We start from the raw sequence: 12784 nt of genomic DNA, 5'->3' as shown, positions 1-12784 counted from the left end.
CCCCTTGATACATTCCTGCTAAACGGTCTAGTTAGAAGTGCACCTGCAAGCCAGCAAATGGACCTGATGCATCGATATCTGTAGTGATGTCATCAACGTCATCCAATTCGACGACCATAGAACGATAACCCGCACGAACTGCTACATCGACAGCCATATTATCGATGAACTCCCAGGCGACCCCAATCTGGAAGTCCTGGATCTTACTGTCATCAATTGCCAGCAAGCTGCCTTCAGCAAACACACTCAACCCGGTCAGTGGCAAACCCACTTCCCCTCTCAGATAACCCAGTGGGATAAAACCTGAAAAGTCGACAGTCTCTGTAGTGGTTTCACCATTGGCAAAACCCGTTACGCTGATCTCGCCATCAAAATGCTTAGCATTTAAACCAAAGTCGAACGAAATCAAATCGTTATCAAACAGCTCGTAATACAAGATGTAATCCATGTGGTCTAAATCACCCACGGTATTTACCGTACCGCCCACGGTGAAGCTTTTATCACCGAAGTCGAAGGTTTCATTTAGTACCGCAGAACCATCTAGTTGTAACTCGGTATATTTGAGCTTAACGTTCGGGACGAGTGGTACCGGGTGCTCAAGCGCGGCGTAGAAGCTTGAGAAGTTTTTATCAGAAAAGTCAAAGTCTTGCTGATTACCCTTGTTCGCAAAGCTACCTTCAGGCTCTGCGCCCCACGCTTCACCACCTAGGTACAGACCTAACAGAGTGTCTGCTTGTGCTGCAGGTGCGAGGCAGGCCAGAGATAAGGCTGCCGCTAAACAGTACTTTTTCATTTATTTATCCTTGCGCTAAAAGTTCACTGAGTTCAATAAGAGCCGCATTGGCTCGGGAAATATAGTTCGCCATCACCAGTGAGTGATTGGCTACCAATCCAAAACCACTACCATTTAAAATCATCGGGCTCCACACGGTCTCCTGTGTGGCTTCAAGTTCCCGAATAATCTGTTGCAGGCTCACTTTTGCATTTTTCTTCTCGAGCACATCCGCAAAGTCGTATTCTACCGCTCTTAAAAAGTGTAACAGGGCCCAGGTGGCACCGCGAGATTCATAAAATACATCATCAATCTTCCACCATGATGTTTTCACTTCATGGTGATTCGCCGCATAGGTTGCCTGATTAGCAGCACTGTCACCTGCCAGATCGGTGTTCAGCCTATCCTGACCGACACTGGCACTCAATCGTTGGCTTAAACTCCCCATCCGTTTTTCCGCTTCTTTTAGCCAGCCTCTGAGATTATCCGCACGGGCATAAAACTGACTAGTTTGATCGGCCGGGTTGGAAATTTGTAGCAGGTAATCATTAAGGTGAGCAATACCAGTACGATACTCCCCTTCTGCACTGGGCCATAACCACGCCGTGGAACTAATGTTAAATTGTGGCTGGGCTTTTTTCAGGCTGGGATGTTCAGTCGATTGCGACTGAGAGCGACTAAAATCTTTGCGCATAGACAAGGCCATATCGCGCACCATCTCAAGCGCACCATATTCCCATGCCGGCATGTTATCCATCATCACACTGGGTGGTAGTACGTCATTAGACAAATAACCACCGGGTTTATCGAGTAAAGTTTGCGATACTGTGATTAAAGTATGGGTCGTCACATAGCCCGTCACCAGCTGGGTATTTGATTGCTCAGCATGACGTTTAGCACTGCCGACCACATCGAACTGGTCGGGCTCAACACTCCAGTAAATTGCGAGGCCATACCCCAGCAGCAATACTGCGACCAGGCCAGCCCAAATCTTACCCATGTGATTGTGTGTGTTGTGATCCATCAATACTCCTAGTGATGCTGATGTCCATTTTTCGCGTTATGCATCTGCGCTTTAAGCGACACCACTTCAATCAAGCCATAGACGCGATTGCCATCAGCAAAATATAGTGTAAGTTTACGATTTTCGCCTACTTTTAATGGTTTGGTCGGCTCAAATGCCATCAGGTGATAGCCACCAGGCTTAAACTCAACTTGACTGTTAGGCGCAATCTCCAGTTTTTCTATCTTTTGCATGCGCATCATGCCATTAACATGTGCGTGTTCGTGGACCTCCACTCGCCCAAGCCCTTCAATTTCAGCTTTGACTAGTGTCACCGCTTGTTGGCTGTTATTGGCAAGTGTGAAGTAACCGGCAGTAGAGCTGGCCGCGGGCAAAAAGTCACGCAGTGTTGCGTGCGTCAGTTGCACTACGCCCTGTTCGGCGTGCGCATGGTGATGAGATTCGCCATGCGTGTGGTCCGGATGTGCCTGTGACATCCAAGGCAATGAACACAGCATAAAAAAGGCTAAATTTTTGATCATAAGCGCTTTCCTTGTTGAGTATAGTCCGTTTACTATACCACATTGCCCCTAGTTTAACGCGCTTTCATCACCATTTCTTTACAGCCGCACGCACTCGCAAAGGTGCTACACCTTAATACAGCACCTCTGGCCAGACGCCTTAACATAGCGCCTGCTTATCGCTCACCAACCAGCCTATTGCAACCAGAAACAATAGCGGAATGGCAATCAGCACCGAGTTAAATAGTAATGCTAACACTAGCCCAATGAGCACAACTAATATCACGCCAAACAATCCTATGCTCAGCAATGCCAGTAAGGCAAAAACGGCGATCATCGCGACAAACAGGCTAAGCATTTCAATCCCGACCCAACTCACATCCAAAATGACCTCTGGCACACTAAACCAGGCCAAGGGAGAGGACACCCAGGAAAACGCCGATAACACAACCAAGCCAATCAATAAGATCAATGCCGCTTTCATAATGCCCCCTAAGTACGCTCCGACAGCATTATCCAGGCGATAAAGTACGCCATCGCAACTAACACAGGTGCTTTTAATGCCAACAACACTGTGATTAGGCGAACCAACCAGGTTGGCATATCCAGTCTGTTTGCCAGCTTGCTACATACCCCACCCAGTTTTTTACGGGGTGGTTGCGAGCGTGTTGTATTGTAATAAGTATCATGTTCTGTCATCAGAGTTCTCCTCATTGCTGCTACACCGGGTACGCTTCAGTTACCTGTGTTGCAAATGCCTAAGCCGGTTGATTTCTTTGTTTCAATTCAGCCAATGCCTTGTCCACCTGCTCTTCTCGAGCGAGGGTCTCCAGTGCCTGCCACTGTGCTTGCTCGTTACTGACCAGTTCATAACTGTCTACCTCAGCTTCTACCCGTTCAACCTTACGCTCCAAATGCTCAAAGCGGGTGAGGGCTGCCGCTATCGACTGTTGACCAGCCACACTGCGCGCTTTCAGCTGAGTGGTGGCAGTGTGCTCCCGGCGAGCCAGCTGCGCCTCTTTTTGTCGCAATTGGGCTAGTTTATTACTCAGCGATTGTGCATCTTGCTCTAATTTGTCGTAGACCTGTTGCAGCTGTGCTGCCTCTTCTTCAATTTGTTGCAGCGCCTGCTGACATGCTTGTTTTTCCATCAGTGCAGCCCGGGCCAAATCTTCGCGGTCTTTTTGCAAGGCATACTCAGCCTGCTGCTGCCACTGTTCAGCTTTTTTATTCACCGCTTGCTCTCGGCGCACCAACGCTTTTTGTTCACAGATCACCTGTACCACAGTACTGCGACACTCTGTCAGTGCCTCTTCCAGCTCAGTCAGTATCTGACGCTGATTTTTCTTGGGATCATCTGCTTTGTCGAGCAACGCATTGAACTCGGCTTTGATTAAATCTTCAATTCGATCGATTAAGGCCATGACAGGCTCCTTGAGTAAGCTAATGTTGATTAACTTAGTCCAAGGTTTATGCCAGAATTCTCAATGCCAAACAAATCAAAAGCTTAGCTAAAAAATTGAAAAGGTGGGAAGAGAAGTAAGAAAGAGAGGTTGGTCAAAAAAGCGCATAGTTAGCTTTTTTGACCAAAACAAGAACTATAGTTCCGGAACAAAGGTCAGCGCTTTTTCCATGACACTGATATCGGCGCTTTTACCATGGCCATTTTCCGACAAGTGACGGCGGAAGCCGCGTGCCCCAGGTTGGTTCTGGAAAATCCCCAGCATATGGCGGGCAATATGCCAAAAGTTAGCCCCCTTCGACATCTCTGCTTCAATATAGTCATACATACTGCGGACCACCTGATGACGGGTCTGGGTAAACGCTGCAGCGCCATACAGAGCACAGTCAACTTCAGCGAGCATAAACGGGTTGCTGTAGGCTTCACGACCTATCATCACGCCATCCAGATGTGCCAGATGGTGCTGACATTCTTCAATGGTTTTAACGCCGCCATTGATACTGATGTGCAGATCCGAATAATCCTGCTTAAGTTTGTACACGCGCGGATAATCCAGGGGCGGAATCTCACGATTTTCCTTAGGACTTAAACCCTGTAGCCAGGCTTTACGAGCATGAATAATAAAGTCATCACAGCCCGCTGCTTTTGAGGCGTCGATCAGGCGAGTCAAAAACTCATACGAATCCTGCTCATCAATACCAATCCGGGTTTTCACCGTAACCGGTATGGAGACTTCACTCTTCATTGCAGCAACACACTCAGCCACCAGCTCAGGCTCTGCCATCAAACAGGCGCCAAAGCGACCATTTTGTACTCTGTCTGATGGACAACCCACATTGAGGTTCACTTCATTATAGCCGTATTGCTCAGCACGCTTAGCACATTCAGCTAAGGCTTTGGGATCAGATCCACCCAATTGCAGTGCCACTGGCATTTCGTGCTCACCAAAGTGCAAATAATCGCCTTTACCAAAGATGATGGCACCAGTGGTGATCATTTCGGTATACAGTACCGCATGCTTAGTTAGCTTACGATGAAAGGTCCGGCAATGGCGATCCGTCCAATCCAACATGGGTGCAACGGAAAAGCGACGAAACGCTGAATCGCCTGTATTTACTGCGCTTGTGCCTGAATTATCTGTATTTGTCATACTACCTCTGAAACGCCCGATTGAGCGGTTCCAAACCGCTACCAGCGTCAATAACCGAACCACATCCCAGCCCATGCTCTGCAAGTAAGGCACAGCTTGTGGTCATCAAAATAGATAAGCCGAGAATTATACACGCTGTTGCGGGGAGTTTCATCCAGCGATGATGCCTTGAAAAGAGAAGCGGCCAAAACAGGCCGCTTTTTGAGGGTTACCCTTTATATCCGTGCGGGTTTTGGCTTTGCCAGCGCCAGGTGTCCTGCATCATTTCATCAATGCCGCGCTCAGCTCGCCAACCCAGCTCGTTAAACGCTTTTTCAGGTGCCGCATAACAGGCCGCGATGTCGCCATCACGACGCGGTTTAATTTCATAATTCACGGGTTTACCTGCCGCTTTTTCAAACGCTTTAACCATGTCGAGCACCGAATAACCATTACCTGTACCCAGATTAAAAATATGCGTCCCTACCTGAGCAGCAATCTTGTCCAACGCTTTGAGATGACCAATGGCAAGGTCTACAACATGAATGTAATCACGGATCCCCGTGCCATCATGTGTGTCATAGTCATTCCCAAAAACACCCAGCGTGTCTAACTTACCCACCGCAACCTGTGCAATATAAGGCAACAGGTTGTTCGGAATACCATTGGGATCTTCCCCTATCTGACCAGATATATGCGCTCCTACTGGGTTGAAATAACGCAAAATCGCAAATGCCCAGCGAGTATCTGACTTAGCTAAATCTTGTAGGATCATCTCCACCATCAGCTTAGAGGTACCATACGGGTTAGTCGTCCCTCCCACCGGGAAATCTTCACGAATAGGTAAGCTGGCCGGATCGCCATACACTGTCGCAGAAGAACTAAATACCAACTGAAATACGCCAGCATCGCGCATCGCATCCAGCAAGGTTAACGTTCCCTGGACATTATTTTGGTAATATTCAACCGGCTTCTGCACCGACTCACCTACCGCCTTTAATCCCGCAAAGTGGATCACCTGCTTTATCTGGTGCTGTGCAAAAACTCGGTCGAGAAATGCTTTGTCACAAATATCGCCCTGGTAAAACGTCGCGGTACGCCCAGTTAATGCCTCTACACGCTGCAAAGACTGCTGGGAGGAATTACATAAGTTATCGACAACAATCACTTCCTTGCCTTCACTAAGCAACTCCAGCACGGTATGCGAACCAATATACCCGGCACCACCGGTAACTAAGACGGTCATAGTAATTTTCCTAAAAATATATCTGTGTCCATTGTAATTGATCCCAACCAGTGTGTCAGTGTTTTGCACTCGATGGCGACCCTAGCTATGCCTGGTCACACACAAATACCAATCGCGCTCCTTGCTTGCTCAAGCGTGAAATCGTTCCAGGGCAATAGGCTGACAAATTTCGCCAAAGCAAGACCTTATCAGGGTTATCCAGATGTCGGGTATATATACGACCGGCAATGGCATAGGCAATCGTATTGTCATCAAACCAAGTGTAATAATGTACGCTACTTGGTAATGCAAAATGCGGTGTCACCGCCTGAGTTTGTGCATCGAAGCTGGCAAACCATTGCTGACCTTGTGAGGTATAAGTAAAACTATATAGATTCCGCGTAGCATTATAGGCCAGTGTGCGACCGATATCGCTGGCGACCAATTTGGGTAAATGCCCTTTTAAATCGGTGAATTGTAAAGTGTGCGGCTCACCAAGAATAAACATGACCAGTTGCTCATCCCTACCCCAAGCGTGATAACCGACCGGAGCAATGTGCTCAAACACACGCCGTGGTGATTGTGTCTCCGAAAATGGATAAAACCATAGCTTTTGCGAACCATCGGCTTCGACGACCACAGCAGAGAGGCCATCGTCAAAGGGATATATCGTGGGCGAGTATTCCGACACCGGCGTATTGGTCAGGTTTCGAGCCTCATGCGTGGCAAAATCGTAAAAAAACAGGTCGGTCTGGCCCCCGTTCGGGCTCTTTACCTGTTGGGTAAAATACACTCCATTGTCGACAACCAAAGGCTGGTTGTGATAACCATCAGCCGCGCTGATTGGCTTCACCGACAATGAGCCGGATTGCTCTTCAGCCAACCACAACTGCGAGGCCGGCATCGCCTTGAGTGTCCCCATAATGCCCCATAGTAACCCAGTGGCGATGATCTTTTGCAACAGTGTCATTGTGTTATATTCCTTGTTTTTTCAGCTATCATACCGAGCGACAGCAGGAACTCAATCATCACAATGCAACTCACCGCGAAATGCCTTGCGAATTTTCCCTTATCGAGTAACATCGAAAGGTGTTAATCGGAAGTTACGCTCAGTCCGTCTGAGCCAGGTAAGGGGACAAAATGTCTGCAAAGCATCCAATCATCGCGATCACGGGAAGTTCCGGTGCCGGCACCACAACCACCACGGCCGCGATAAAGCACATTTTTCGCAGCCTGGACGCCAAAGCTGAGATCGTCGAAGGTGATAGCTTTCATCGTTATACTCGCCCTGAAATGGACAAGCTCAAACGCGAAGCCCTGCAAGAAGGTAAACACCTGAGCTACTTTGGTCAGGAGGCCAATGACTTTGCCGCGCTAGAAGCGTTATTTGCGACTTATGGTCAGACCGGAACCGGCCAGGTCCGGCGCTATTTGCATACCTTTGATGATGCCGTACCGTATAACCAGCTACCCGGCACCTTTACGCCTTACCAGGAACTCGATAGCAATAGTGATATGCTGTTTTATGAAGGCCTGCATGGCGGCATAGTGACCGAAGAACATGATGTCGCCCATCATGTCGACCTGCTGATTGGCATGGTGCCGATTATTAACCTGGAGTGGATCCAAAAACTGATCCGCGATACGCACGAAAGAGGCCATTCTCGTGAGGCCGTTATGACCTCAATCGTGCGCAGTATGGATGATTACATTAACCATATTACGCCCCAGTTTTCACGTACCCATATTAATTTTCAACGCGTCCCTACCGTTGATACTTCTAACCCCTTTAGTGCCAAAGACATCCCCTCGCTGGATGAGAGCTTCGTAGTGATCCGTTTCAGGGATATCAAAGATGTCGACTTCCCCTATTACCTGCAGATGATCCAGGGCAGCTTTATGTCTCGCGTTAACACCCTGGTCGTGCCTGGCGGTAAAATGGGCCTGGCCATGGAGCTGGTATTAACTCCATTGATCAAAGACTTACTTACAAAAAAACGAGCTCTGGAGCAGATTGTCCCGCTGGACTTACCCGTTTAACGACTGCTTACACTTCACCGCTTGCGGGCTTTTCATGGGGTCGTTACACTAGCGATTTTTCAGGGCATCGCAAATGGCAGTTATTAAGATACTTGTCGGGTCTAAGAACCCGGTTAAAATCAATGCCGCAAGGCAGATATTCACGCAGTATTTTCCACAACACGATATTCAGTGTGAGGGCTTATCCGCGCCAAGCGGGGTTGCCGATCAGCCACTGGGGGAAGCCGATACGCTGCTGGGTGCCCAAAATCGTGTGCAATACCTGATTGACCAGCACGCCGCTGATTACTATTGTGCAATGGAAGGCGGTGCCCATCAGTTTTCCTATGGCCCTGCCACGTTTGCCTTTGTCGTCATATCCAATGGCCAGACTGAGAGCATTGGCCGCAGTGCTAACCTACCACTACCACAACGTATTTATGATGCGCTGCTGGCAGGAGAAGAATTAGGTCATGTCATGGACCGCATGTTCGATACCAACAACATTAAACAAAAAGGTGGCGCAATTGGGTTGCTGACCAATAATCTGGCAACCCGGGAAAGTGCCTACACCCAGGCTCTGTTGCTGGCGATGGCCCCCTTTAACCACGTAGAGCTATATTCATGAAATACTCCCATATTCTATTTGATGCCGATGAAACCCTGTTCAGTTTCAACGCCTTTCTGGGCCTTAAGGCCCTCTTCGCACGTTATGATGTCACGTTTAGCGAAGCCGATAACACCGAATACCAGCGCATCAACAAGCCTTTGTGGGTGCAGTATCAGAACGGCGAAATAGATGCCAAAACCCTGCAAGTAACACGCTTTCAGTTCTGGGCTGAACGTTTGAATGTATCCGCTGAAACCCTCAATTTGGGCTTTCTTGATGCCATGGCAGAATTGTGTAATCCGCTGCCTGGTGCCGCTGATCTGCTGCATGCCCTGCAAGGCAAAGCAACGCTGGCTATCATCACCAACGGGTTTACTGCCTTACAAGAGAAACGTCTGGCCCATACCGGGTTTAAAGACTACTTTCACAGCATCGTAATTTCTGAACAGGTGGGGGTGGCCAAACCCGATCCGAGCGTATTCGAGCATGCTTTATCACTGCTGGGAACGCCTGATAAGTCTCGGGTGCTAATGGTCGGGGATACCCCTGCCAGTGATGTACTGGGAGCCAATCGCTTTGGCATCGACAGTTGCTGGTTACGCCACCCAGGCGCTAAGTGCCCGCCGGAGATCACACCCACTTACGTCGTTGATAGCCTGGCGCAGCTACAGGCGCTATTGCTGGACCCGGAAACAAAAAAGGCAAGCTAAGCTTGCCTTTTTCACTCAATGTATAGCCAGAAGGTTATTGCGCATTGCGCTGACGCAACACCTCAAACAAACAGATCCCGGTGGCCACAGACACGTTGAGACTGGATACAGTACCAACCATCGGAATTTTTACCAGCACATCACAGTGCTCGCGGGTCAGACGGCGCATGCCATCGCCTTCAGCACCCATTACCACAGCAATAGGACCGGTAAGACTGGCATCAAACAATTCAGTGTCTGTCTCACCTGCGGTCCCAACGACCCAGACACCCGCTTCTTTGATATCCCTGAGCGTGCGGGCCAGATTCGTCACCTGGATCAACGGTACGGTTTCCGCTGCGCCACACGCCACTTTGCGGGCCGTGCCATTTAGCTTGGCAGACTTATCTTTGGGTACAATCAGTGCGTGCGCACCAGCGGCATCGGCACTGCGCAAACAGGCACCGAGATTATGTGGATCTGTCACACCATCAAGGACTAAAAAGAACGGCGTCGATTCTCTGGCTAAGATCTCATCCAGGTCGCGCTCATTGAGTACACGGGCAGCTTTTACATTGGCAATGATCCCCTGATGCTGCTCACCATTGGCTTTATTATCCAACGCTTTCCGCTGCATAAATTGCACGGAAATACCAAACTTGCGTGCTTCATTGACGACCGCATTAAGACGTTTGTCGTCTCGTCCCTTAAGAGCATAGATCTCTAAAAAGCGCTCAGGGGTGGTGGATAGAATGGCTTCAATAGAATGGAAACCAAAAATTAATTCATTACTCAAAGTTATGCTCCCGCACTCGATTTGTTTCTTTTACGCGCGTTTTTACCAGGACGCTTTGCCTTAGCTTTGCTGGCACTTTTCTTGGTTTTCTTCTTACCGGTCAAAGTGTCAGCTTGTTTGGCTTTTTTAGCCTTTCCTTTAGGTGTGGTCTTCTTAGCCTTTTTCGGTTTTTTGCCGTCGCTTTTAGCGGGTCTTGCGTCTTTGTCTGCTTTACTGTCTTTTTTATCTTTGCTCGGGATCTTGCCGTCTTTCAACTGCGCACGCACACTTTTTCCGGCATTCTCTGTCGCCGCTTTACGACGCCGTCTGGCATACCGGTCTGGCACCGCCTCTTCGGCCAGCGCCAGATTAATACGTCGTTCATCCAGGCTCACGGAGTTGACGACCACACTCAGCTTATCACCGAGTCTAAAGACACTCCGGCTGTGCTCCCCAATCAGGCAGTGTTTCGCGCCATCAAAATGGAAATATTCGTGACCCAGGTTACTGACATGGATCATGCCATCGATTTGTAACTCATCGAGCCTAACAAACAAACCAAAATTGGTGACCGATGAAATCACGCCAGTGAACTCATCACCCACGTGATCTTGCATAAACTCACACTTGAGCCAGTCCGCTACCTCACGAGTCGCATCATCGGCGCGACGTTCTGTCATTGAACATTGCTCACCGAGCTGATCCGCTTCATCACTTTCATACACATAAGCACCGGACACTTGTTGTCCCTGCTCCGCCAGGATCCCTTTAATCGCGCGATGCACCACCAGATCCGGATAACGTCGAATGGGCGAGGTGAAGTGTGCATACGCCTTCAGCGCAAGACCATAGTGACCAATGTTATCCGGTTGATATACAGCCTGTTTCATCGAGCGTAATAGCATGGTCTGGATCAGCTCCAGTTCCGGGCGCTCGCCCAGGCCAGCCAGGGCTTCAGTGATCTCCAAAGGCGTTGGCTCATGGCCCAGGGTGCTTTCGATCCCTAAGTCTTGCAAGAATAACCTGAACTGGCTGAGCTTTTCCGGATCAGGCTGATCATGGACCCGGAACAGCGCACTGGCTTCGTGTTTTTCCAGCAACCGTGCCGCCGACACATTGGCTAGGATCATACACTCTTCGATCAGTTTATGGGCATCATTACGCACCACAGGTACGATGGACTCAATTTTACGATGTGCGTTGAAGACAAAACGCGTCTCCAGGGTTTCGAACTCGATGGCACCACGCGCCTGACGCTCAGACTTCAGGGCCATATACATCTGGTGTAACTCGCTAATGTGTGGGTACAGCGCGCTATATTGCTCGCGCAAGACTTCATCGCCCTGCAACATCGCATGAACCTTAGTGTACGTCAGACGTGCGTGAGAATTCATTACTGCTTCGTAAAAACGGTAACCTGACAAACGGCCCGCTTCGGACACCGTCATTTCGGCCACCATACAGAGACGGTCCACTTGCGGGTTCAAAGAACATAAGCCATTCGACAGGACTTTGGGCAGCATAGGCACCACTTGCTCAGGGAAGTACACTGAATTCCCCCGAGAGATGGCTTCTTTATCCAGTGCACTGCCTTTAGACACATAGTGCGATACATCGGCAATAGCGACCCATAAACGCCAGCCACCTGACTTTTTGCGTTCACAGTAAACCGCATCATCGAAATCTCGGGCGTCTTCCCCGTCGATGGTGAGCAGTGGCAGATCGCGTAAATCAACCCGGCCAAGTTTATCCGGCTCGGCGACAAATTCCCCGTGCTCTGCGACCTGATCAAGCACCGCCTGCGGCCACTCATAAGGGATTTCGTGGTTTCGTAACGCGACCTCAATCTCCATACCCGGCGCCATATGGTCACCCAGTACTTCGGTCACCTTACCCACCGCATTCATTTGCTTGCTGGGGCTTTGGGTGATCTGAACCTGAACCATCTGGTTATGACGGGCACCATTTTCGCTGCCCGGCAGCACAATAATGTCCTGCGTCAGGCGTGGATCTTCAGGTACGACTACCGCCATGCCATGTTCGACAAAGAAGCGCCCGACTATCGGTGCACGTTCTTTTTCGAGCACCCGCACAATGCGTGCATCCACTTTACCACCTGAGCCTCGGGAACCTGCTTTCGCCAGCACCCAATCACCGTGCAATACTCTGTCCATCTGATACTTAGTGATAAACCAGTCTTTAGCTTCGCCTTCCACCTCCAAAAAGCCAAAGCCATCACGATGTCCAATTACCCGACCTTTGACCAGGCCATCATCCGTTGGGATCACGTAACATTTGAACTTGTTGAAAAACAGCTGACCATCACGCTCCATGGCTCTGAGGCGCCGTTTAAAGGCAATTTGTCGTTCATCTTCGAAGACTTTAAGGTCCTGACAAAGCTGATTGAAATTGGTTTTGTTATTGCTTTTTTGAATATGGTCAAGAATGAACTCACGGCTGGGCACCGGGTTATCGTATTTTTCTTGTTCTCGGCTGAGATAAGGATCCTGTTTAGACATTCACTGAGTATGTAGAGAAGTTATACCTGTATTCTAACGCAAATCCAGCCAATGGCCCAC

The 12784-nt window shown here is 49.3% G+C and carries 14 protein-coding genes; 3 read left to right on the top strand and 11 right to left on the bottom strand.

The genetic code is table 11. From position 1 onward, the window contains the following. Positions 1-31: 31 nt before the first annotated feature. The 9 genes from IY568_RS10410 to IY568_RS10370 form a co-directional block, all read right to left on the bottom strand. Positions 32-793 (bottom strand): TIGR04219 family outer membrane beta-barrel protein, encoded by a 762-nt coding sequence (locus tag IY568_RS10410; RefSeq protein ID WP_125558877.1) that lies wholly within the window; start codon positions 791-793, stop codon positions 32-34. A 4-nt stretch (positions 794-797) separates the two neighbouring features. Continuing rightward, positions 798-1796: a DUF2333 family protein gene (locus IY568_RS10405; protein ID WP_125558875.1), complete on the bottom strand. Its 999-nt coding sequence runs from the start codon at positions 1794-1796 to the stop codon at positions 798-800. A gap of 8 nt (positions 1797-1804) precedes the next feature. Then, a complete protein-coding gene (locus IY568_RS10400; RefSeq protein ID WP_125558873.1) occupies positions 1805-2317 on the bottom strand; it encodes a copper chaperone PCu(A)C in 513 nt (170 codons plus the stop codon). A gap of 139 nt (positions 2318-2456) precedes the next feature. After that, positions 2457-2780, bottom strand: coding sequence for a hypothetical protein (locus tag IY568_RS10395; protein WP_125558871.1), 324 nt, complete (start codon positions 2778-2780; stop codon positions 2457-2459). An 8-nt stretch (positions 2781-2788) separates the two neighbouring features. Continuing rightward, on the bottom strand, positions 2789-2995 hold the full coding sequence (locus IY568_RS10390) for a PspC domain-containing protein (RefSeq protein WP_125558869.1): 207 nt from the start codon (positions 2993-2995) through the stop codon (positions 2789-2791). A gap of 59 nt (positions 2996-3054) precedes the next feature. Beyond that, entirely contained in the window at positions 3055-3720 is a 666-nt protein-coding gene (locus IY568_RS10385; RefSeq protein WP_125558867.1) for a PspA/IM30 family protein, read from the bottom strand. 174 nt (positions 3721-3894) lie between these two features. After that, the gene (gene dusA / locus IY568_RS10380; RefSeq protein ID WP_125558865.1) at positions 3895-4908 is read right to left on the bottom strand and encodes a tRNA dihydrouridine(20/20a) synthase DusA; all 1014 of its coding nucleotides are present in this window, start codon (positions 4906-4908) and stop codon (positions 3895-3897) included. Positions 4909-5116: 208 nt separating this feature from the next. Beyond that, positions 5117-6133 (bottom strand): UDP-glucose 4-epimerase GalE, encoded by a 1017-nt coding sequence (galE, locus tag IY568_RS10375; protein ID WP_194867500.1) that lies wholly within the window; start codon positions 6131-6133, stop codon positions 5117-5119. A gap of 85 nt (positions 6134-6218) precedes the next feature. Continuing rightward, the gene (locus IY568_RS10370) at positions 6219-7082 is read right to left on the bottom strand and encodes a hypothetical protein (protein WP_194867499.1); all 864 of its coding nucleotides are present in this window, start codon (positions 7080-7082) and stop codon (positions 6219-6221) included. 170 nt (positions 7083-7252) lie between these two features. Between IY568_RS10370 and IY568_RS10365 the strand changes: the two genes are divergently transcribed. From IY568_RS10365 to yjjG, 3 genes are all read left to right on the top strand, one after another. Further along, positions 7253-8152, top strand: coding sequence for a phosphoribulokinase (locus IY568_RS10365; protein ID WP_010383702.1), 900 nt, complete (start codon positions 7253-7255; stop codon positions 8150-8152). A gap of 73 nt (positions 8153-8225) precedes the next feature. Continuing rightward, entirely contained in the window at positions 8226-8759 is a 534-nt protein-coding gene (gene yjjX / locus IY568_RS10360; protein WP_194867498.1) for an inosine/xanthosine triphosphatase, read from the top strand. After that, positions 8756-9451 carry a pyrimidine 5'-nucleotidase gene (yjjG, locus tag IY568_RS10355; RefSeq protein WP_194867497.1) on the top strand — a complete coding sequence of 232 codons (696 nt, stop codon included), beginning with the start codon at positions 8756-8758 and terminating at the stop codon, positions 9449-9451. The genes yjjX and yjjG overlap by 4 nt, the downstream gene beginning before the upstream one ends. Before the next feature lie 34 nt (positions 9452-9485). Here yjjG and rlmB read toward each other — a convergent pair whose 3' ends face one another. Together rlmB and rnr are read right to left on the bottom strand one after the other, a co-directional pair. Next, positions 9486-10226, bottom strand: a complete 741-nt coding sequence (gene rlmB / locus IY568_RS10350) for a 23S rRNA (guanosine(2251)-2'-O)-methyltransferase RlmB (protein ID WP_010383706.1) — start codon at positions 10224-10226, stop codon at positions 9486-9488. Between the two features lie 2 nt (positions 10227-10228). Beyond that, a complete protein-coding gene (rnr, locus tag IY568_RS10345; RefSeq protein ID WP_194867496.1) occupies positions 10229-12724 on the bottom strand; it encodes a ribonuclease R in 2496 nt (831 codons plus the stop codon). Between the last annotated feature and the right edge of the window lie 60 nt (positions 12725-12784).

It is taken from the genome of Pseudoalteromonas sp. PPB1 (assembly GCF_015356275.1).
In the GTDB taxonomy this organism is placed as follows: Bacteria; Pseudomonadota; Gammaproteobacteria; order Enterobacterales; family Alteromonadaceae; genus Pseudoalteromonas; species Pseudoalteromonas rubra_D.
Note: the sequence above shows the minus strand (reverse complement) of the source record. Positions and strands in the feature narration are given on the sequence as shown.